The organism is Pseudomonas sp. GW821-FHT07G06 (genome assembly GCF_058986625.1).
The window spans coordinates 19,596-39,092 of record NZ_JBYSVW010000010.1 but is presented as its reverse complement, the minus strand read 5'-3'; the positions used below and the strand labels follow the sequence as shown (position 1 = coordinate 39,092).

19 protein-coding genes are annotated in these 19,497 nt (G+C 62.0%); 2 read left to right on the top strand and 17 right to left on the bottom strand.

Going from position 1 to position 19,497, the window contains the following annotated elements:
- Positions 1-386: 386 nt before the first annotated feature.
- Positions 387-3,602, top strand: coding sequence for a ribonuclease E (gene rne, locus AC3WJW_RS17845; protein ID WP_493726844.1), 3,216 nt, complete (start codon positions 387-389; stop codon positions 3,600-3,602).
- A 173-nt stretch (positions 3,603-3,775) separates the two neighbouring features.
- Here the strand turns inward: rne and AC3WJW_RS17840 are convergent, their stop codons facing one another.
- The 12 genes from AC3WJW_RS17840 to AC3WJW_RS17785 all read right to left on the bottom strand — a co-directional run bounded on the left by AC3WJW_RS17840 (position 3,776) and on the right by AC3WJW_RS17785 (position 15,245).
- Positions 3,776-4,372 carry a nucleotidyltransferase family protein gene (locus tag AC3WJW_RS17840; RefSeq protein WP_493726843.1) on the bottom strand — a complete coding sequence of 199 codons (597 nt, stop codon included), beginning with the start codon at positions 4,370-4,372 and terminating at the stop codon, positions 3,776-3,778.
- Complete coding sequence (locus AC3WJW_RS17835; RefSeq protein ID WP_493726842.1) at positions 4,369-5,352, bottom strand: XdhC family protein; 984 nt, start codon at positions 5,350-5,352, stop codon at positions 4,369-4,371. Before AC3WJW_RS17835 ends, AC3WJW_RS17840 begins: the two co-directional genes overlap by 4 nt.
- Positions 5,352-7,682, bottom strand: coding sequence for a xanthine dehydrogenase family protein molybdopterin-binding subunit (locus AC3WJW_RS17830; protein ID WP_493726841.1), 2,331 nt, complete (start codon positions 7,680-7,682; stop codon positions 5,352-5,354). The genes AC3WJW_RS17835 and AC3WJW_RS17830 overlap by 1 nt, the downstream gene beginning before the upstream one ends.
- Positions 7,679-8,149 (bottom strand): (2Fe-2S)-binding protein, encoded by a 471-nt coding sequence (locus AC3WJW_RS17825; protein ID WP_015096391.1) that lies wholly within the window; start codon positions 8,147-8,149, stop codon positions 7,679-7,681. The genes AC3WJW_RS17830 and AC3WJW_RS17825 overlap by 4 nt, the downstream gene beginning before the upstream one ends.
- A 241-nt stretch (positions 8,150-8,390) precedes the next feature.
- On the bottom strand, positions 8,391-9,410 hold the full coding sequence (murB, locus tag AC3WJW_RS17820) for a UDP-N-acetylmuramate dehydrogenase (protein ID WP_493726840.1): 1,020 nt from the start codon (positions 9,408-9,410) through the stop codon (positions 8,391-8,393).
- Entirely contained in the window at positions 9,407-9,871 is a 465-nt protein-coding gene (locus tag AC3WJW_RS17815) for a low molecular weight protein-tyrosine-phosphatase (protein ID WP_102673880.1), read from the bottom strand. The genes murB and AC3WJW_RS17815 overlap by 4 nt, the downstream gene beginning before the upstream one ends.
- Complete coding sequence (gene kdsB / locus AC3WJW_RS17810) at positions 9,871-10,635, bottom strand: 3-deoxy-manno-octulosonate cytidylyltransferase (protein ID WP_116579975.1); 765 nt, start codon at positions 10,633-10,635, stop codon at positions 9,871-9,873. The genes AC3WJW_RS17815 and kdsB overlap by 1 nt, the downstream gene beginning before the upstream one ends.
- The gene (locus AC3WJW_RS17805) at positions 10,632-10,817 is read right to left on the bottom strand and encodes a Trm112 family protein (protein WP_003179363.1); all 186 of its coding nucleotides are present in this window, start codon (positions 10,815-10,817) and stop codon (positions 10,632-10,634) included. Before AC3WJW_RS17805 ends, kdsB begins: the two co-directional genes overlap by 4 nt.
- 24 nt (positions 10,818-10,841) lie before the next feature.
- Positions 10,842-11,852: a tetraacyldisaccharide 4'-kinase gene (gene lpxK / locus AC3WJW_RS17800; protein WP_116579974.1), complete on the bottom strand. Its 1,011-nt coding sequence runs from the start codon at positions 11,850-11,852 to the stop codon at positions 10,842-10,844.
- Complete coding sequence (locus tag AC3WJW_RS17795) at positions 11,852-12,280, bottom strand: ExbD/TolR family protein (protein WP_493726839.1); 429 nt, start codon at positions 12,278-12,280, stop codon at positions 11,852-11,854. The genes lpxK and AC3WJW_RS17795 overlap by 1 nt, the downstream gene beginning before the upstream one ends.
- Positions 12,277-12,912 (bottom strand): MotA/TolQ/ExbB proton channel family protein, encoded by a 636-nt coding sequence (locus tag AC3WJW_RS17790; protein ID WP_015096396.1) that lies wholly within the window; start codon positions 12,910-12,912, stop codon positions 12,277-12,279. The genes AC3WJW_RS17795 and AC3WJW_RS17790 overlap by 4 nt, the downstream gene beginning before the upstream one ends.
- 98 nt (positions 12,913-13,010) lie before the next feature.
- The gene (locus AC3WJW_RS17785) at positions 13,011-15,245 is read right to left on the bottom strand and encodes a DNA internalization-related competence protein ComEC/Rec2 (protein ID WP_493726838.1); all 2,235 of its coding nucleotides are present in this window, start codon (positions 15,243-15,245) and stop codon (positions 13,011-13,013) included.
- A gap of 135 nt (positions 15,246-15,380) precedes the next feature.
- Here AC3WJW_RS17785 and AC3WJW_RS17780 point away from each other — a divergent pair, with 135 nt between their 5' ends.
- Positions 15,381-15,896, top strand: coding sequence for a DUF2062 domain-containing protein (locus tag AC3WJW_RS17780; RefSeq protein WP_493726837.1), 516 nt, complete (start codon positions 15,381-15,383; stop codon positions 15,894-15,896).
- 147 nt (positions 15,897-16,043) lie between these two features.
- Here AC3WJW_RS17780 and AC3WJW_RS17775 read toward each other — a convergent pair whose 3' ends face one another.
- From AC3WJW_RS17775 to AC3WJW_RS17755, 5 genes are all read right to left on the bottom strand, one after another.
- Positions 16,044-16,190 (bottom strand): hypothetical protein, encoded by a 147-nt coding sequence (locus AC3WJW_RS17775; protein ID WP_493726836.1) that lies wholly within the window; start codon positions 16,188-16,190, stop codon positions 16,044-16,046.
- Positions 16,191-16,289: 99 nt separating this feature from the next.
- Positions 16,290-17,069 carry an ABC transporter permease gene (locus tag AC3WJW_RS17770; protein WP_007972352.1) on the bottom strand — a complete coding sequence of 260 codons (780 nt, stop codon included), beginning with the start codon at positions 17,067-17,069 and terminating at the stop codon, positions 16,290-16,292.
- Positions 17,066-17,998, bottom strand: a complete 933-nt coding sequence (locus AC3WJW_RS17765) for an ABC transporter ATP-binding protein (RefSeq protein WP_007972354.1) — start codon at positions 17,996-17,998, stop codon at positions 17,066-17,068. The genes AC3WJW_RS17770 and AC3WJW_RS17765 overlap by 4 nt, the downstream gene beginning before the upstream one ends.
- Before the next feature lie 132 nt (positions 17,999-18,130).
- Positions 18,131-18,754 carry a glutathione S-transferase family protein gene (locus AC3WJW_RS17760; protein WP_493726835.1) on the bottom strand — a complete coding sequence of 208 codons (624 nt, stop codon included), beginning with the start codon at positions 18,752-18,754 and terminating at the stop codon, positions 18,131-18,133.
- A gap of 43 nt (positions 18,755-18,797) precedes the next feature.
- On the bottom strand, positions 18,798-19,457 hold the full coding sequence (locus AC3WJW_RS17755) for a transglutaminase-like domain-containing protein (RefSeq protein ID WP_493726834.1): 660 nt from the start codon (positions 19,455-19,457) through the stop codon (positions 18,798-18,800).
- Positions 19,458-19,497: the final 40 nt, after the last annotated feature.

The window sequence follows — 19,497 nt, the reverse complement described above, 5'->3', positions numbered from 1 at the left end:
GAAACAACGCCTAAATTAGCCATGATGCGTGACCTCCCCTTTCGGAGCTCACGGTAAATGCCAACCCGCTGCGGATTCTGCGCGCGGCAGCACCCGAATTATCAGGGATACGTGTAGGGTGGAGATGCACAACCGCCGGACTGTGTAGCAACAGGCTTTCTCAAGACGCTTCATCTCGTCCACAGCCGCTGGTTGATTCCTCCTCCTGACTGAGTGCTTAAGTAGCCACAGCAAGCAGGACGCGTACGTCGCGATGAAGGCCCACATTGGCCGGACTTCGCTGGACACGGGAAATGGCCAACCACTCCCGACGCACCTGACACCGACCGTGAGAAGTCGTGTGTGCCGAACGCCGTTTCCGGCAGCCCGGAAACCGACGGTACTACATGAAAAGAATGCTGATTAACGCAACTCAACCCGAAGAGTTGCGTGTTGCACTGGTAGATGGCCAGCGCCTCTACGACCTGGACATCGAATCCGGTGCACGCGAGCAGAAGAAGGCCAACATCTATAAAGGCCGGATTACTCGCATCGAACCAAGCCTCGAGGCTGCCTTTGTCGATTTCGGCTCTGAGCGCCACGGCTTCCTGCCCCTCAAAGAAATCTCCCGCGAATACTTCAAGAAAGCCCCGGAAGGTCGCGTCAACATCAAGGACGTCCTGAGCGAAGGCCAGGAAGTCATCGTTCAGGTCGAAAAAGAAGAACGTGGCAACAAGGGCGCCGCCCTGACCACCTTCATCAGCCTGGCCGGCCGTTACCTGGTGCTGATGCCGAACAACCCGCGTGCCGGCGGTATCTCCCGTCGCATCGAAGGCGAAGAGCGCAACGAACTGCGCGAAGCCCTGAACGGCCTGGTTGCCCCGGCCGACATGGGTCTGATCGTGCGCACTGCCGGCCTGGGCCGCAGCAGCGAAGAAATGCAGTGGGACCTCGATTACCTGCTGCAACTGTGGACCGCTATCAAAGAAGCCTCGCTGGATCGCGCCGCGCCGTTCCTGATCTACCAGGAAAGCAACGTGATCATCCGCGCGATCCGCGACTACCTGCGCCAGGACATCGGCGAAGTGCTGATCGACAGCGTTGAAGCCCAGGACGAAGCCCTGACCTTCATCCGCCAGGTGATGCCGCAGTACGCCAGCAAGATCAAGCTCTACGAAGACAGCGTTCCGCTGTTCAACCGTTTCCAGATCGAAAGCCAGATCGAAACCGCTTTCCAGCGCGTCGTCGAACTGCCTTCCGGCGGTTCCATCGTGATCGATCCGACCGAAGCCCTGGTGTCCATCGACATCAACTCGGCGCGCGCCACCAAAGGCAGCGACATCGAAGAAACCGCACTGCAGACCAACCTTGAAGCGGCCGAAGAAATCGCCCGTCAGTTGCGCCTGCGCGACATCGGCGGCCTGATCGTCATCGACTTCATCGACATGACCCCTGCCAAGAACCAGCGCGCCGTGGAAGAGAAAGTCCGCGAATGCCTGGAAGCCGACCGCGCTCGCGTGCAAGTCGGTCGCATCTCGCGCTTCGGCCTGCTGGAAATGTCCCGTCAGCGCCTGCGTCCATCCCTGGGCGAAAGCAGCGGCATCGTCTGCCCGCGTTGCAACGGCACCGGCATCATCCGTGACGTTGAATCGCTGTCCCTGGCGATCCTGCGCCTGATCGAAGAAGAAGCCCTGAAAGACCGCACCGCCGAAGTTCGCGCACAAGTGCCGATTCCGGTTGCAGCTTTCCTGCTCAACGAAAAACGCAACTCGATCACCAAGATCGAACTGCGCACCCGCGCCCGCATCGTCATCCTGCCGAACGATCACCTCGAGACGCCACACTTCGAAGTGCAACGCCTGCGTGATGACAGCCCGGAAGCGGCGACCAACCAGTCCAGCTACGAAATCGCCGCTGCCGCTGCCGAAGTCGAAGAAGTCCAGCCAGCCGCTGCGACCCGCACCCTGGTTCGCCAGGAAGCCGCGGTCAAGACCGCTCCGGCCCGCGCCAACGCTCCGGTTCCGACCGAAGTTGCCGCTCCGACCCCGGCTCCGGCCGTCGTGCCTGAGCCAAGCCTGTTCAAAGGCCTGGTGAAGTCGCTGGTGAGCCTGTTCGCCACCAAGGAAGAGCCTGTCGCGCCGGTTGTGGTTGAAAAGCCAGCCGCCGAGCGTCCGGCCCGCAACGAAGAGCGTCGCAACGGTCGCCAGCAGAGCCGCAACCGTAACGGTCGCCGCGATGAAGAGCGCAAGCCTCGCGAAGAACGCGCACCGCGTGAAGAGCGCGCGCCGCGTGAAGAGCGTCAGCCACGCGAAGTGCGCGAGCCTCGCGAGTCCCGTGAAGAAACCCCGGCAGTAGCTCGCGAAGAACGCGCACCACGCGCGCCTCGTGAAGAACGTGCGCCGCGCGCTCCGCGTGAAGATCGCAAGCCACGTGGCGAGCGTGAAGAACGCGTGCGTGAACTGCGCGAGCCTCTGGATGCCGCTCCGGCTGCTCCGGCCGCCGCTGCTACCGCAGAAGAGCGTCCAGCTCGCCAGCCACGTGAAGAGCGTGCTCCACGCCCACCGCGTGAAGAGCGTCAGCCTCGTGCAGAACAAGCTGCCGCCGCCGCTGCCGAAGAAGAACTGACCACCAACGAAGAGCAACTGCAGGAAGAGGGTCAGGAAAACGCCGAAGGCGATCGTCCACGCCGCCGTTCCCGTGGCCAGCGTCGTCGCAGCAACCGTCGCGAGCGTCAGCGTGACGCCAACGGCAACGTGATCGAAGGTTCGGAAGAGTCCGAGTCCGGCGAAAACGCTGAAGTGCCAAGCACTGCCGATCTGGCCGCAGGCCTGGCTGTCACCGCAGCCGTTGCCAGCAGCGTGATCAGCGCTCCAGCCGAAGCTGAAGCCAATGTGCAAGCCGAACGCGCCACTGCCGCCACCCTGGAAGCAGCTCCGGTTGAAGCGCCAGTCGTTGAAGCGACCACACCGGTCGAAGTCACCGCCTCGCCGGAAATCGAAGTGGCGCCAGCGCCGGCAGCTCAGCCAGCCGTTGAAGCGGCTGCCGAGCCGGCTCCTGTGGTTGAAGCACCTGCCGTAGCTGCAGAAGCTGTCGTCGAGACCGTGACTGAAACCGTTCGCGAAGTGCGTGAAGAGCAAACGGCGTTCAACTGGGTGGCCGAGCCAGCCGTCGCTGAAACACCAGCGCCTGCTGCCGAGACCCAAGTGGCCGAAGCCATGGTTTCCGAGCCGGTGGTTGCCGCCGCGGAACCGGCTCCAGCGCCAGAGGTTGAAGCACCTGCCGTAGAAGCTCCTGTCGTTGAAGCTGCGGTCGTTGCCCAAGCGCCTGCGCCGGTCGTCGAAGCCGCGCCTGTCAGCGCCCTGACGCCAAGTGGCCGTGCGCCTAACGACCCACGTGAAGTGCGTCGTCGCAAGCGTGAAGCCGAACGTCTGCAGAAGGAAGCTGAACTGGCTGCCGCTGCGGCTCCGGTTGAAGCGGTTGAGGCAGCGCCTGCCCCGGCCGCCGAAGTGGTTGCCGAGCCGGCCGAGTCGGTGATCCACGAAGCGCCGCGTTCCGTTCAGGAAGCGGTAGAGCAACACGAGCAAGCCCTGGAAAAAGAGCACGAGACCAAACCTCTCGCCTGATTCCATCGGCCACTAAAAAGCCCCGCCTGGTGAACCCAGGCGGGGCTTTTTTATATCCCTGAATATCCCCCAATCCCCTGTGGGAGCGAGCTTGCTCGCGATAGCGGAATGATATTCAACATTGGTGCTAGCTGATCCGCCACTATCGCGAGCAAGCTCGCTCCCACAAGGACCTATGCTGGCCTGAAGGTTAGTGCCTCAGGCACATCCACATCCCACAACACACCTGGATCATCCACAGTCACTTCGACCACCCGCCCCTGGGCAAACAGCGGTTTCGCGCCACGATCCCCCGATAGCGCCATCAACCCCGCTGCGAAGTCCCGCCCAAACCCGACCGGATGCCCATACTTACCACCCTGTACCGGCACACTGATGCTGTCATTGCCAATACCCGCCACCACTTGCTCGATACTGGACGGCAGGATGAACGGCATATCCCCCAGCACCATCAGCCAGCCATCGAGTTGTTTGCAGGCAGCGACCCCGGCGGCGATGCTGTCGCCCATGCCGGTCGATTCGATCAGCACAATCTCGCAGCCATAGGCCTGAGCCATGCGAATCACTTGCGGGCGGTCAGCAGTGGTCACCAATACGCGCTTGCCCAGCTTCGCCGGCAGGTTGACCAATGTGTGCTCGATGACGGACCGCACCACGCCGTCACGCCCGGTGCAATCGGCCACCAACTTATCCCTTTCGGCACCCGCCACCTGGCGAAACCGGCTGCCCTGCCCCGCCGCCAGTACGACGACGCCAATGGACTCGCTCATACCTTCTCCCGCAAGACTTTTTTCTGTTTCAGTTCGACGCCATTTTTGACCGCCACGATTTCCGCCATGAGCGACAAGGCAATTTCCGCTGGATTATGACTGCCGATGTGCAAGCCGATCGGACCATGCAAACGGTCAATCGCCGGTTGCGACAAACCCAGTTGAGCCAGGTTTTCCCGGCGCTTCTGGCTGTTGACCCGCGACCCCAGCGCTCCAACGTAAAAGGCTTTGGAATCCAGGGCCGTGAGCAGCGCCATGTCGTCCAGGCGCGGATCGTGGGTCAAGGCCACGATGGCCGTGCGTTCATCGGTCTGGATATTCAATACCGCCTCATCCGGCATGCCCGAGACGAATCGTCCGTGCTGCTCTTCCCAGCCATAGACGAACTCGCTGCGCGGATCGCAAATCAGTACCTCGAAATCCAGCAGGCGGGCCATTTCCGCGACATAGCGCGACAACTGCCCGGCGCCGATCAGCAGCAAGCGCCAGCGCGGCCCATAGATCGCCCGCAAGGTCTGACCGTCGAACGTCAAGATGTCAGCTTTACTGGCCGGCTGCAAAAGCACTTCGCCGGTGGCCAGGTTCAGTTCACGCGCAACGATTTCATGGGCCTCGCATCGGGTCAGCAGTTGTTCGACCCAATCCCCATCGTCGATGCGCTCCTCGGTCAAGCGCAGGGTGCCGCCGCAGGGCAAGCCGAAACGTGCGGCTTCCTCGCGGGTCACGCCGTACGTGATCAGTTGCACCGGCGGCCCGTCCAGTGCGAGACGGCCGTCGTGCAGCCGGGCGATCAAGTCATCCTCGACACACCCGCCGGAAACCGAGCCAATCACCACGCCGTCTTCACGCAGGGCCAGCATGGCGCCGGGTGCCCGGGGCGCAGTGCCCCAGGTTTCGACCACGCTGTACAACACCACCCGCTGACCGGCGCGCTGCCATTGCAGCACACTGCGCAGGACGTTCAGGTCGGCGCTGTCCATCAGGCTCCGGCCTGCTGCCAGCCCGACAACTGATAACGAACCGGCAGGTTACGGATGCGCTTGCCGGTGGCTGCAAAGATCGCATTGCACAGGGCCGGCGCAATCGGTGGCACGCCCGGCTCCCCAACCCCGCCCAATGGCACGTCGCCCGGCGGCGTCACCAGATGCACAACCACCTCTTTCGGCGCCAGGGACATGCGCGCCACTTCGTACATGTGGAAGTTATCCTGCTGGACCTTGCCGTCCTTGAAGCTGATTTCCCCGAGCACCGCATTACCCAGGCCCATGACGCAGGCGCCCTCGAACTGCGCGCGAATCCGCTCGGGATTGATCTGCGGTCCGCAATCGACGGCAATATCGGCCTTGTGCACCACCAGCGTACCGTCGTCTTTGACCTCCACCTCGATCACCGCCGCCACATAGGTCACGAAGCTGTAATGCACCGCCAGGCCCAGGCCGCGCCCCTTGGGCAACTCACGCCCCCATCCGGCGGCTTTGGCGGCGGTCTCCAGTACCGTGCGCAGGCGCGCGGTGTCGATCGGATAGCGCTCGGGGGATTCGCCGTAGTTCCACTCTTCACTCAAGGTGCGCGGATCGATCTGACGGTCCGGGCCGAGCAATCTGATCTGGTACTTCAGCGGATCTTCCCCGGCCTTGTGCGCCAGCTCATCGATAAAACTCTGGATCGCAAAGCCGTGGGGAATGTTTGACACCGAGCGATACCAGCCGACGCGGGTATGCACCGTGGCCTCGGGGTTTTCCAGGCGAATGTTGGGGATCGCATACGCCATGTTGGTGAAGCCCATGCCCAGCTCGAACGCCGCCTCATGGTTCATGCCCGGCGCAAACAACGCCGTGATGCTCGGCGCCACAGTACGGTGCAGCCAGCCGGACGGCAGACCGTCCTTGTTCAGGCCGGCCTTGAGGTATTCGGCCGAAACGGTGTGGAAGTAGGAACAATGAATGTCGTCTTCGCGGGTCCATTGAACCCGCACCGCTTTGCCGGGGAATTCCTTGGCGAGGATCGCGGCTTCGATGATGAAGTCAGGCTTGGACTTGCGCCCGAACCCACCGCCCAGCAAGGTCACGTTGAACGTGACGCTGTCGAAGGGCAGGCCCAGCCTTTCACCGATCCGTTCCCGGGTGACCTGCGGTGCCTGGCTTGGCCCCCAGGCCTCGCACGCACCGTCCTTGAACCGCGCAATGGCGACCATCGGTTCCATCGGCGACTGTGACAAATGCGGCAAGTAGTAAGAGGCTTCCAGCGTGCTGTCGGCGCTGCTCATGGCTTCGTCTATGTTGCCGGTATTGCGCACCACCTTGCCAGGCTTGAGCGAGGCCGCTTCGAGCTCCTTGCGATAGGCGATCGAGTCGTAGCTGGCATTGGGGCCGTCATCCCACTCGATTTTCAGCGCCTCGCGGCCCTTGATCGCCGCCCAGGTATTGTTCGCCACCACGGCGATGCCACCCAGGGGCTGGAACTCCGAAGGCAACGGACGGCTTTCGATCTGCAGCACCTTGACCACGCCGGGGACTTTCATCGCCGCGCTGGCGTCGAAACTTTTGACTTTGCCGCCATACACCGTGGGCCGGGCAATGGTCGCGTACAGCATGCCGTCGAAATGCACGTCGGCTCCGTACACCGCACGGCCGTTGACGATGTCCTCACCATCGATGGCCTTGCTGCCTTCCTTGCCGATGTAACGGAATTCCGAAGGCTGCTTGAGCCTCAGGCTGTCACGCGCCGGTACGGCCAAAGCGCTGGCAGCGGCGGCGAGCGCACCATAATCCAGTTCGCGGCCCGAGGGTTTATGGATGACTTTATGCAGTTGCGCATGGCACTCGCCCACCGACACTTTCCACTGGTCAGCGGCGGCCTGCTCCAGCATGGCACGTGCAGCAGCCCCGCAACGACGCATCGGTTCGTACCAGTGGCGCATGCTGCGTGAGCCGTCGGTATCCTGATTGCCGAAACGTGCTTCATCGCCCGGGGCCTGCTGTACCTTGACCCGTGCCCAATCGGCTTCCAGCTCATCAGCCACCACCATGGTCAGGCTGGTACGCACGCCCTGCCCCATTTCCGAGCGGTTGCAGATCACGGTCACCGTGCCATCGGCGGCGATGCTCACATAGACTTTCGGATCGTCGACCCAGCCGTGGGGCATGCCGTCGGCGCCGAACTTCTTGTCTTTTTCTTCGGCAAAAGCGTCTTGCCAGCCCCAACTCGCCGCCAATACCAGTGCACTGGTGGCGCCCACGCCTTTGAGAAAGCCACGGCGACTGAGCTGGCTCAGATTGCTCAGGGTGAAATCATTCGGTAACCGGCTCATGCCTTGGCCTCCTTCAGGTGAGTGGAGGCCTGGCGGATGGCGGTCTTGATGCGGTTGTAGGTTCCGCAGCGGCAGATGTTGCCGACCATCGCTTCTTCAATCTGCTCGTCGCTGGGGTTCGGGTGGGTCTTGAGCAGCGCTGTCGCCGACATGATTTGCCCACCCTGGCAGAAACCGCATTGGGCGACCGCCGTGTCGAGCCAGGCTTGCTGGACGACTTTGCCTATCGGATCGGCATGCAGGTTGTCGATGGTGCTGACATTCTGACCGACGACAGAACCGATGGGCGTGATGCAACTGCGTGCCGGAGCCCCTTCGATATGAATGGTGCAGGCCCCGCACAGGCCCATGCCGCAGCCAAATTTGGTGCCGTTGTAACCAGCCACGTCGCGGATCGCCCAGAGCAGCGGCATGTCCTCGGTGACGTCGAGTTGATGGTCTTGACCATTGAGCTTCAGGGTAATCATGGGCACGCCCGCACGGATCTTGAGTGATGGGGTCGAGCAATCTGCCGCTGGATCTCGGTGGGTCGCACGCAGATCGACTCAGGCTAATCGGCTCTCTTGTGCAGACGCAAACGGTCTGCACCGGGCCTTTGGTGGAGCAAGAGTGTGCATCGTTAGCTGACTAAGTTAACCGAGCATTAACAAAAAAGCCCTGCACAATAAACATCGTGCAGGGCCTTTTGATCTGTCCTGAAAGCTTAGCTCAATACCGGTTCGGTTCCATTTCCAGGTCGACATGGAAGCGTTCTGAAATGTCTTTCTGGATGCGCTGCGCCAGGTTCAGCAATTGCAGGCCCGTTGCGCCGCCATAGTTGACCAGCACCAGCGCCTGCAGCTTGTGAACACCTGCGTCGGCATCGCGAAAGCCTTTCCAGCCTGCCCGCTCGATCAACCAGCCAGCGGCCAGCTTCATCTGCCCGTCAGGTTGCGCATAGGCCACCAGGTCCGGGTATTCGCCCTTGAGTCGCGCAGCCAGCGCCGCCGACACCAAAGGGTTCTTGAAGAAACTGCCGGCATTGCCGAGTACGGCCGGGTCCGGGAGTTTTTCGTTGCGGATGCTGCAAATGGCCTGGCTGACATCGCGGGCGGTCGGATGGTCGATACCTTGTTCGGTCAAGCGCTGACGCACCGGGCCGTACTCCAGGTGCAAATGCGCGGCACGGTCGAGGGCGAAGCGCACACGCAGGATCAACCAGCGCCCCGGTTCCTGCTTGAACAGGCTGTCGCGGTAAGCAAAGTTGCACTCCCCCAGGCTGAAGTTGCGCAGTTCGCCGGTCTGGCGATCGAGGGCGGTCAGGCCGGCGAACACATCCTTGATCTCGACCCCATAGGCGCCGATGTTCTGCATCGGTGCCGCACCCACGGTGCCGGGAATCAGGCTGAGGTTTTCCAGGCCGGACAACCCAAGCGCCAGGGTGTGTTGCACAAAGGGATGCCAGGGCTCGCCCGCCTCGGCCTCGATCACCACTTTGCCGTCGTCATCGCTCAGCACGCGAATCCCGCGAGTGGCCATTCGCAGCACCAGCGAATCGATATCGGCCGTCAGCAGCAGGTTGCTGCCACCGCCGATCACCAGTACCGGGACCTTGTGCTCCAGTCCGTAGGCCAGGGCTTCCCGTACATCGGCGTCGCTATGGGCCTCGGCAAACAGCCGGGCCTGGACATCCACGCCAAAGCTGTTGAATGGCTTGAGCGATACCTGCGATCGAACCTGCAAACTCATAACCGTCCCTTCAATTCAATCACCAGCAAATCACTGGCGCGCTCGATCAGGTCCAACACCTGCTCGAAGCCTTGCTCGCCGTCGTAGTACGGGTCCGGCACTTCATCGATCGGCGACTGGTAACGGCGCAGGAACAGGTCCAGCTCGGCCTTGCCCTTGGCGGGCTGCAAGGCCTTGAGGTTGCGCAGGTTGCTGTTGTCCATCGCGAGGATCAGATCGTAGGTGGCGAAATCGGCGCGGCTGACTTGCCGGGCGCGCTGGGCCGACAAGTCGTAACCGCGCAGTTTCGCCGCGGCCTGGCTGCGCTTGTCCGGCGCCTTGCCGACATGCCAGTCACCGGTGCCGGCGGAGGCAACCTCAACCTGATCGGCCAGCCCCGCCTCGCGCAGTTTGTGCCGCAACACGCCTTCGGCCGTGGGAGAACGGCAGATGTTGCCCAGGCACACGAACAAAACGCGCATCACGCCTCCAGCAGGCGACGAACGCGCTCGAGGTCTTCAGCGGTATCGACGCCGGCTGGCGGCGCGATCAATGCGTCGGCCACGTGGATCCGCACGCCGTGCCACAGGGCACGCAGCTGTTCCAGGCACTCGGTGTTTTCCAGCCAGCACGGACCCCAGTTGACGAAATCCTGCAGGAAACCGGCGCGGTAGGCATAGATGCCGATATGGCGGCGATACGGCACACCTTCCGGCAACTGCTCAGGGTTCACGGCAAACGCATCCCGCGCCCAGGGCAAGGTGGAGCGACTGAACGTCAGCGCCAGGCCATTGAGGTCGCTGACGACCTTGACCACGTTGGGATTGAACAGGGTGTCCGCGTCTTCGATCGGCTCGGCCAGGGTGGCCATGCGCGCTTCAGCGTGGGCCGCCAGATTGGCGGCGACCTGATCGATCACGCTCGGCGGGATCAGCGGCTCGTCGCCCTGCACGTTGACGACGATGGCATCGGGCGCCAGGCCCAGCTTCATCGCGACTTCGGCCAGGCGATCGGTGCCGGAATTGTGATCCTCACGGGTCAGCACCACTTCTGCACCGAAGCCCTTGCAGGCCTCGACGATGCGCGCGTCGTCAGTGGCAACCACCACCCGCCCGGCGCTGCTTTTGCTCGCCTGTTCCCAGACGTGCTGGATCATCGGCTTGCCGGCGATCAGCAGCAGCGGCTTGCCTGGCAGGCGGGTGGAGGCATAACGCGATGGAATGACGACGGTAAAGGCTGTGGTCATTTATCCAGACGCTCATCGGTGGTCAGGGTGCGTGCTTCCGACTCGAGCATCACCGGGATGCCGTCGCGAATCGGGTAGGCCAGGCCGGCGCCCTTGCTGATCAGCTCGGTCTTGTCGGCGCTGAGCTTGAGCGGGCCTTTACAGACCGGGCAAGCGAGGATGTCGAGCAATTTGGTGTCCATGAGCATTCCCTGGAAAAAACGGAGTTAAGGCAACAAACGATCCGGCAGCAGGCGCATCAATTGTGTGTCGAACCAGGCCACGAAGGCCGGCGACGGCACGGCATCGACCGCCAGGTACCACCAGTCGGCGGCGGCAAAGGCACGGCATTTCACCGCGTCTTTTTCCGTCATCACCAACGGCAATGACGGCGTGAAATTCAACGCCTGCACGCTGTATTCGGCGTGGTCGGCAAACGCATGTGGAACAGGCTGCCAGTGTAGCGTTTCGAGGGTCTTGAAGAAACGTTGCGGATTGCCGATACCGGCGACCGCGTGCAGGGCCTGGCCGACAGGGAAACAGTCGAGGGGACGGCGCTCACCACTGCGCAGATTGACCAGCGCGGTAGGTTGCAATTGAAAGGCAAAGCCATCGTCGCGGTCGGATGCGGCACCGTTGTAGAGGACCGCGTCGACGCTTTGCAGGCGCTCGACCGGTTCGCGCAACGGTCCGGCGGGCAGGCAGCGGCGGTTGCCCAGGCCGCGGGCGGCGTCGATCAGCACCAGCTCCAGGTCGCGAGCCATGCGGTAATGCTGCATGCCATCGTCGGACAGGATCAGGTCCAGCGGCTCACTGGCCAGCAAAGCTTTGACGGCGTTGCTGCGATTGGGGTCGATCATCAGCGGCACGCCCGTGCGCTGTACGATCAGCAGTGGCTCGTCACCGGCAACATCGGCGCTCTGCTCGGCCTCGACCCGCCACGGCAACTGCGGCGGTTTGGCGCCATAGCCGCGGCTGACCACGCCGACCCGCAGGCCGCTGCGCTGGCAGTGCTCGATCATCCATAGAATCAGCGGCGTCTTGCCGGTGCCTCCCACGGTGATATTGCCGACCACGATCAGCGGCACCGGCGGCTGGTAGATCTCGCCCTCACCCGCCAGAAAGCGCTTGCGCTTGTTCATGACCACGCGCCGGTACAGCCATTCCAGTGGCTGTAACAGTTTCAGGGCCGGATGACCTGCGTACCACGCGGCGAGCAATCGATCGGACATGGCCATCAGGGCGCGGGAGGCGCCGCCTCGATGGTGGTCATGCGCAAGTGACTGAAGCCGAGTTTGCCGGCGGCATCCATGGCCGTCACCACGGACTGATGCGCAGTCTTGCCGTCAGCACTGATGGACAGCGGCCGGTTGGTGTCGCCGTTGGCTTCTTTTTGCAGCGCGTCCATCAACGAGGCCAGGTCGCTTTTCGGCAGGATCTGGTTGTTCACCGAGAACACGCCGTCGGCGCTGATGGCGATGTCCAGCGGCTTGCTCTGATCATCGGCCGGCGTGCCGCTGACGGCTTCCGGCAGCTCGACGCGCAGTTGGGTCTCACGGGTAAAGGTGGTGGTCACGACGAAAAACAGCAACAGGATGAACACCACGTCGATCAGCGATGCGAGGTTGATGTCCACCGTTTCCCGTGGTTTGCGGCGGAATTTCACGCTTTGCTCCCGGTCAGGTCCACGTCGCGATCACCCTGCACCACTTCGACCAGCTTGATCGCTTCCTGCTCCATGCCCACCACCAGCTCATCGATCCGGCGTTGCAGGAAACGGTGGAAAAACACTGCGGGAATACCCACCATCAGGCCCGCGGCCGTGGTGATCAGGGCCTTGGAAATACCACCGGCCAGTACCGAAGCGTTGGTGGTCATGCCTGAGCCTGTGAACGCACTGAAAATATCGATCATGCCCAGCACCGTACCCAGCAGGCCCAGCAACGGCGCCATGGCGGCGATGGTGCCGAGGGCGGCGACGTAGCGCTCGAGCTCATGGATGACCCGTTGTGCGGCCTCTTCGATACACTCCTTCATGATCTCGCGACCATGCTTGGAGTTGGCCAGGCCGGCCGCCAGGATTTCGCCCAGCGGAGAGTTGGCGCGCAGTTCCTTGAGTTTTTCCTTGTTGAGCTGTTTGTCCTTGATCCAGACCCAGACCTGCCCGAGCAAGTGCTCCGGGGTCACGCGGCTGGCCCGCAGGGTCCACAGACGCTCGGCAACGATCGCCATGGCCGCGATGGAGCTCAAAATGATCGGCAGCATCATCCAGCCGCCGGATTTGACCAATTCCCACACAGTGACAGCCCCCTCGAAAAAGTGCGCCACTCTAACATAGGGGGTGGACGCACCGAAGACCGTGATGTCGCAACCGGTCGGGCTTTGATAACGCTCGGTCATGGGTTCAAAGGCGGCGGATCGCGCCAGAAACGCCGTTCCTGGCGCATCGACCACGGCGGCTCGAAGCGCCCCAGTTGCAGACGAATGGCACCCTGTTCGACGCTGTCGTAGATCGCCATCCCGCGTTTTTGATAACGCGCGATGACCGTGGGATGCGGATGGCCAAACGAATTGCCCTGACCGCGGGAGATCAACGCCCCTCTAGGTTGCAGGACATCCAGCAGGGCGTTAGACGACGAACTGCGACTACCATGGTGTGGCGCCTGCAGCCAGTCGGTGGGCAGAGCCAGCGGACTGTCCAGCAGGGCTCTTTCGGCGGCGGCATCGATGTCGCCACTCAACAGCAACCGTTCGCCATTGGCCTCGATCAGCAAGACACAGGAGTTCTGGTTGCTGTCGCCAGCCGACGGCCAGTGCCAAAGCTGGAAATCGACTTCATCCCAGGTCCATTGCCGGCCGCTCTCACAACGCCCGGCCTGCAACTCCACAGGCAAGTCTGACGGTTCACCACTGACCACCTGTTTCACAGGCAAGCCTTTGGCAATTGCCCGGGCACCGCCGGCATGGTCGGCGTGGGCGTGGCTGATCAACATCAGGTCGAGGTCCTTCACCCCGAGTTTGCGCAACGCCGGCAGCACCACCCGCTCCCCCTGGTCGAGTTCACCGAATCGCGGTCCGGCGTCATACAGCAAGGTGTGATGCCGGGTGCGCACCAAAATAGCCAGCCCCTGCCCCACGTCCAACTGCCAGACTTCAGCGATGCCTTCCGGCAGCATTGACCGGGGTGGGAACACCAGCAACAGCAGCAGAGGCCAACCCAACGGGCGCAACGGAACGCCACGCGGCAACAGCAGTAGAAAAGCGCCCAGCGCGCCGAGGCTCCATATCCCCAGAGGAATCGCCTCCGGCACCCACGCGGGTAGCACCTCGGCCAACACCGCCAGGCCCCTGAACAACCCACCGATCAAACCACCCGCCAGCCACAACAGGCTCTCGCCCACGTAGGGCACCGACAACAGTAATGTCCCGAGCAAGGCGGGTGGCAATACCAGCAGACTGATCCACGGCACCGCCAGCAAATTGGCTGCCGGACCGCTAAGGCTGATCGGCAATCCCAATATCAACAGTAACGGGCACAGTCCGATTGCAATCAGCCACTGGGCGCGGGTCCAGGTTTGCCACCATCGCCAGGGGCCCAACCGGCCGCCGAAGGTCAATATCAAGATGGCCACGGCCGCGAAAGACAGCCAGAAACCAGGCTGGAGACTCGCCAGCGGCTCCAGCAGCAAAATGCCGCAGAGTGCCAGCAATAGCGGCCACCATGCACCGAGATGACGAAACCGCAGACGCCACAACAACACCAGGCCAAGCATCAGGCAGGCTCGTCGCACCGGCACCCCGAATCCGGCCAGCATCCCGTAACCGAGCGCCGCGGCGAATGCCAGGCCACACGCCCAAGGCAACCATGGCAGACGGTTCGGCCATAACCCAAGGCGGGCCAGGCCGGCAATCAGCAGATACACGACGCCCGCCAGCAAGCCGATGTGCTGCCCGGAAATCACCAACAGATGCACCGTGCCGGTGTCCTGCAATACCTGCCAGTCCTCGCGACTCAGTCCTGCACCGTCCCCGAGTACCAACGCGGTCAACGCGCCGCCTCGCCCCTGGGCATCCACCGCTTGCAAATGCTGGCGGACTCCATCGCGCCAGGCCCATTGGGCTGGCGCAAGGCGTTCGCCCTGCTTGACCGTCCCGGTCGCCCCGATGTGTTGTGCCAGCAACCAGGCCTGGTAATCGAACGCCTGCGGATTGAGGAGCCCGACCGGGCGCTTCAATTTGACTGCCAGACGCCAGCGCTCACCACTGTTCACCGGCGGCCCGCCGTACCAGGACAGGCGCATTTGCCGCGGCAGCCGGGTACGCCGGGACTGGATGTCGGTCAATTCGAAACGCACGACACCGTCGTCATGCCGGGGCAAGCCAGTGACCCGCCCTTCGACCCAGCGGGTTTCTCCGTCCAGCGCCGGCGGCAACCGGTCATCCAGCGCCCACTGCGCATTCGCGCAGGCCCAACTTAAACCGAACAGGTAAAACGCCACCGGATACGTCCTGAATGGCAACAACATCAAACCCGCCACCGGCATCGCCAGCCACAACCAGACCGGCGGCAACGCCGGTAAAAAACGCAAAGTCAGCAGACCCAGCGCCAACGCCATCACCCCTGTGCGCATAAGCCCGTCCTTGAGAGTCCCCTCCAAGGCTTAGCCCGCCCGTCGCGCGGACGCCGTTATCAATTGTCACAAAGTCTGAATGGGCAGTTCATAGAATCCAGACATACTTGCCACCCTGACCGACCGAGAAGCCTTATGCCCCGGCGCTTATTCAAACGTTACATGCCAGACCCTATGAGCATCAGGGAACACAAGTCCTTACGCTTTCTCGGCACGCTGCTGCATGACCCGAACCTGTGGCACCTCAACCGCCACTCCGTGGCCCGCGCCATGGCCGTGGGTTTGTTCGCGGCGTTCCTGCCAATCCCGTTGCAGATGCTGCTGGCGGCAACCCTCGCCATTATCGTGCGCGGCAACATGCCGATTGCCGTGAGCCTGGTCTGGCTGACCAACCCGATCACCATGCCTGCCGTGTTCTTTTGCACCTACCAGACCGGCGCCTGGCTGATGGACGTCCCCGCCCGGCAGTTGCCGGACTCACTGACCTGGGAATGGATCAGGGGCGAAATCTCGACCTTGTGGCAACCGTTCCTGTTGGGTTCGGTGGTGACGGGGCTGGCACTCGGCGCGCTGTCCTACTTCATGGTGATGGCGTATTGGCGCTGGTGGGTGGCCAGGCAATGGAAGCGGCGCAAGAGGAGCCGGATGTGAAAATGCAAAACGGCGCCCCAGGGCGCCGTTTTTTACATCTGTCATACACCCCCTGTAGGAGCTGCCGCAGGCTGCGATCTTTTGATCTTGATTTGGGCCCGTCAAAAGCCAAAAGATCGCAGCCTTCGGCAGCTCCTACAAGGAAGGTCAGGTGCGCATCCCGCGTCCGCTGACCAGCAACAGTGCGCAACCGATATACAGCACCACGGTCGCCACCAGCATGAAAGCAATGGCCACACGGGGATGTGAAAATGCAAAACGGCGCCCCAGGGCGCCGTTTTTTACATCTGCCATACACCCCCTGTAGGAGCTGCCGCAGGCTGCGATCTTTTCGCCTTTTAACGGACCCGAATCAAGATCAAAAGATCGCAGCCTTCGGCAGCTCCTACAAGGTCAGGTGCGCATCCCGCGTCCGCTGACCAGCAACCGTGCACAACCGATATACAGCACGACGGTCGCCACCAGCATGAAAGCGATGGCCACACTGATGCGGATATCCGATACGCCGAGAATGCCGTAGCGGAATGCGTTGACCATGTGCAGCACCGGGTTGGCCAGTGAGACGGTCTGCCAGAACGGCGGCAGCAAGGTGATCGAGTAGAAGACCCCGCCCAGGTAGGTCAGTGGCGTCAGCACGAAAGTCGGAATGATCGAAATATCATCGAAGTTGCGCGCAAACACGGCGTTGATGAAGCCCAGCAGCGAGAAGATAGTCGCCGTCAGCACCACCACCAGAATGGTCACGCCCAGGTGATGCACCTGCAAGTGGGTGAAGAACAGCGACAGCAGGGTCACGATGATCCCCACCATCAAGCCGCGCAGCACACCGCCCAGGGTGTAGCCGATCAGGATGGTGTGCGGCGACAGTGGCGAGACCATCAGCTCTTCGATGGAACGCTGGAATTTGCTGCCGAAGAAACTCGACACCACGTTGCCGTAGGAGTTGGTGATCACCGACATCATGATCAGCCCCGGCACGATGTACTCCATGTAGGTGAAGCCACCCATGTCGCCGATTTGCCGACCGATCAGGTTACCGAAGATCACGAAGTACAGGACCATGGTGATGGCCGGCGGCAGCAGGGTCTGCGGCCAGATCCGGGTGAAACGCCGGACTTCACGGTAAACGATGGTGTTGAGGGCAATGAGGTTGGGGCGCAACTCGGAACTCATACCGCCACCTTCGACAGATTTTTCTCCACCAGGGACACGAACAACTCCTCGAGGCGATTGGTTTTGTTACGCAGGCTCAGCACTTCGATGTTCTGCTGCGCCAGCTGGGTGAACAGTGCGGTGATGCCCATGGACTTTTCCACCTGGACTTCCAGGGTGTGGCTGTCGATCAGCCGGGACGGGTAGCCGAGCAACTGAGGTGCGGCGGGCAGGTCGCCCTTGAGGTCCAGCAGAAAAGTTTCGACATGCAGTTGGCTGAGCAACTGACGCATGCTGGTGTTCTCGACAATGGTGCCGTGGTCGATGATGCCGATGTTGCGGCACAACTGCTCAGCCTCTTCCAGGTAATGGGTGGTGAGGATGATGGTGATGCCTTTCTGGTTCAGTTCGGTGAGGAAGCTCCACATCGAGCGACGCAGCTCAATGTCCACCCCGGCAGTCGGTTCGTCGAGGATCAGCAGGCGCGGTTCATGCACCAGCGCGCGGGCGATCATCAGGCGACGCTTCATGCCGCCGGACAGTGAACGCGACGGCACGTCCTTCTTGTCCCACAGCCCCAGTTGGGTCAGGTACTGTTCGGCGCGTTCCTTGGCGATTTTCGCCGGGATGCCGTAGTAGCCGGCCTGGGTCACGACGATGTCGAAGGTCTTTTCGAACTGGTTGAAGTTGAATTCCTGAGGCACCACGCCGATGGAGCGCTTGAGCTGCGCAGGATTGCGGTCCAGGTCGTGACCGAAGATATTCACCGTGCCGCTGGTCTTGTTCACCAGGGTCGAGAGAATGCCGATGGTCGTGGATTTGCCGGCGCCGTTGGGGCCGAGCAAGGCGAAAAAGTCACCTTCGGCGACTTCCAGATCGATACCACTCAGGGCCTGGAAACCGTTGCCGTAGGTTTTGGTTAGCTGCCGGATGGACAGAGCGGAACTCATATCTGATTTACGCACCAAGAAGGGAAGAAAGGGATAAGTATGGACGGCGGCGAACAATACAACCGCAACAACTTGGCACAATGGTGCTTGTCGCCGCCGCACAAGTACAGTCAAGCGTGTCGATAGTGAGTATTAAGTCAACGCGGTCATGACCGCCTTTTGATACCCCGGACGCTGTTTCAACCGCGCGTACCAGGCCTGCAGATGCGGTTGTGGCGCACGCTCGATCGGCATCTCGAACCAGGCATAAATGAAACTGCCCAGGGGAATATCACCCATGCCGATCTCGTCTCCGGACAGGTACGGCTTGTTCGCCAACGCCTGGTCGGCCATCGCCAGCAGCGTGTCGCACTCCTTGATCGCCGCCTTGATGGCGGGCCAGTCCTGCTGGTCTGCCGGGGTACGCAGCACACCCCAGAACACGGTACGGAACGGGCCGGCAAAGCTTGAGGTGGTCCAGTCCATCCATTTGTCGGCGCTGGCACGGGCTTGCAGATTCGCGGGGTACCAGGCCGTGTCGGCGGCGTGGCGGGCCATCAGGTAACGCACGATGGCGTTGGATTCCCACAACACGAAACCATCGTCCTCGATCACCGGCACCCGACCGTTGGGGTTCATCGCGCGGTACTCGGGTGTATCGACGACACCAAAGGCGCCGCCGGCATCGATCGCCTCGTAGGCCAGGCCCAGTTCTTCGGCGGCCCACAATGGCTTTCTCACATTCGATGAGTTTTTCCGACCCCAGATCTTCAGCATGACCGCCTCTTTTTCGATAAGTGGGCAGGCAGCATACGCCGGATCAGGTGCGACTCAAATCGCTCTGCATGTCACCCAACAGCGGTTGCAGTTGTTCACCGAACAGGTGCGGATAGCATTTTTCCAGGTGTTCGAAAAAGAACGCTTCAGGGACGTCGGCGAACTGGCCGTGATCGACGAGGTACTCCATCAGCTTCGCGCCATCGCGGTTGAAGGGATGAAAAACGCTGTCGTTGATCCCGTCGAATTCCAGCGGCGCCACATTGAACAGGTCGCAGAGTTTGCGGTTGAACGCTGGCGTCGCCTTGACCCAGCGACCCTGCAAATAAAACTCGGTGTAGCCGTGCATGGCGAACATGTCGCTCTTGAGCAATTCAAGCAGCCGAGGCGTCGACAAATGATTGCGCACATCCGCCAGGCCGATCCGCGCGGGAATCCCGCAATGCCGCGCGCAACCTGCCAGCAACGTGGCCTTGGGCACGCAGTAACTCTCCCCGGTCGCCAATGCATGACTGCCGCGCAGGGTCTGCGGATCGCGACTGAAGGTGTACGGGTTGTAGCGCACCGCTTCGCGCACGGCGTAATAGAGACTGATCGCCTGCTCAAGCGGATCGCGACTGGCACCACGGTGTTTTTCGGCGAACTCCACCATGGACGGATGGTCACTATCGATGAAGCGGCCGGGACTCAGGTACTCGTGCATGAGAATAATCTCCAGGGGAAGCCCCGAGTCTAGCGAGAGC

Bases quoted from the DNA above. Each gene is read 5' to 3' on its own strand.
- AC3WJW_RS17840 (WP_493726843.1), bottom strand. From the start codon at position 4,372: ATGAGCGAGTCCATTGGCGTCGTCGTACTGGCGGCGGGGCAGGGCAGC.
- AC3WJW_RS17815 (WP_102673880.1), bottom strand. From the start codon at position 9,871: ATGCGCGTTTTGTTCGTGTGCCTGGGCAACATCTGCCGTTCTCCCACG.
- AC3WJW_RS17770 (WP_007972352.1), bottom strand. From the start codon at position 17,069: ATGAGTTCCGAGTTGCGCCCCAACCTCATTGCCCTCAACACCATCGTT.
- AC3WJW_RS17830 (WP_493726841.1), bottom strand. From the start codon at position 7,682: ATGAGCCGGTTACCGAATGATTTCACCCTGAGCAATCTGAGCCAGCTC.
- AC3WJW_RS17765 (WP_007972354.1), bottom strand. From the start codon at position 17,998: ATGAGTTCCGCTCTGTCCATCCGGCAGCTAACCAAAACCTACGGCAAC.
- AC3WJW_RS17780 (WP_493726837.1), top strand. From the start codon at position 15,381: ATGCCCCGGCGCTTATTCAAACGTTACATGCCAGACCCTATGAGCATC.
- AC3WJW_RS17755 (WP_493726834.1), bottom strand. From the start codon at position 19,457: ATGCACGAGTACCTGAGTCCCGGCCGCTTCATCGATAGTGACCATCCG.
- kdsB (WP_116579975.1), bottom strand. From the start codon at position 10,635: ATGACCACAGCCTTTACCGTCGTCATTCCATCGCGTTATGCCTCCACC.
- AC3WJW_RS17760 (WP_493726835.1), bottom strand. From the start codon at position 18,754: ATGCTGAAGATCTGGGGTCGGAAAAACTCATCGAATGTGAGAAAGCCA.
- lpxK (WP_116579974.1), bottom strand. From the start codon at position 11,852: ATGGCCATGTCCGATCGATTGCTCGCCGCGTGGTACGCAGGTCATCCG.
- AC3WJW_RS17775 (WP_493726836.1), bottom strand. From the start codon at position 16,190: ATGGCAGATGTAAAAAACGGCGCCCTGGGGCGCCGTTTTGCATTTTCA.
- rne (WP_493726844.1), top strand. From the start codon at position 387: ATGAAAAGAATGCTGATTAACGCAACTCAACCCGAAGAGTTGCGTGTT.
- AC3WJW_RS17825 (WP_015096391.1), bottom strand. From the start codon at position 8,149: ATGATTACCCTGAAGCTCAATGGTCAAGACCATCAACTCGACGTCACC.
- murB (WP_493726840.1), bottom strand. From the start codon at position 9,410: ATGAGTTTGCAGGTTCGATCGCAGGTATCGCTCAAGCCATTCAACAGC.
- AC3WJW_RS17805 (WP_003179363.1), bottom strand. From the start codon at position 10,817: ATGGACACCAAATTGCTCGACATCCTCGCTTGCCCGGTCTGTAAAGGC.
- AC3WJW_RS17785 (WP_493726838.1), bottom strand. From the start codon at position 15,245: ATGCGCACAGGGGTGATGGCGTTGGCGCTGGGTCTGCTGACTTTGCGT.
- AC3WJW_RS17835 (WP_493726842.1), bottom strand. From the start codon at position 5,352: ATGGACAGCGCCGACCTGAACGTCCTGCGCAGTGTGCTGCAATGGCAG.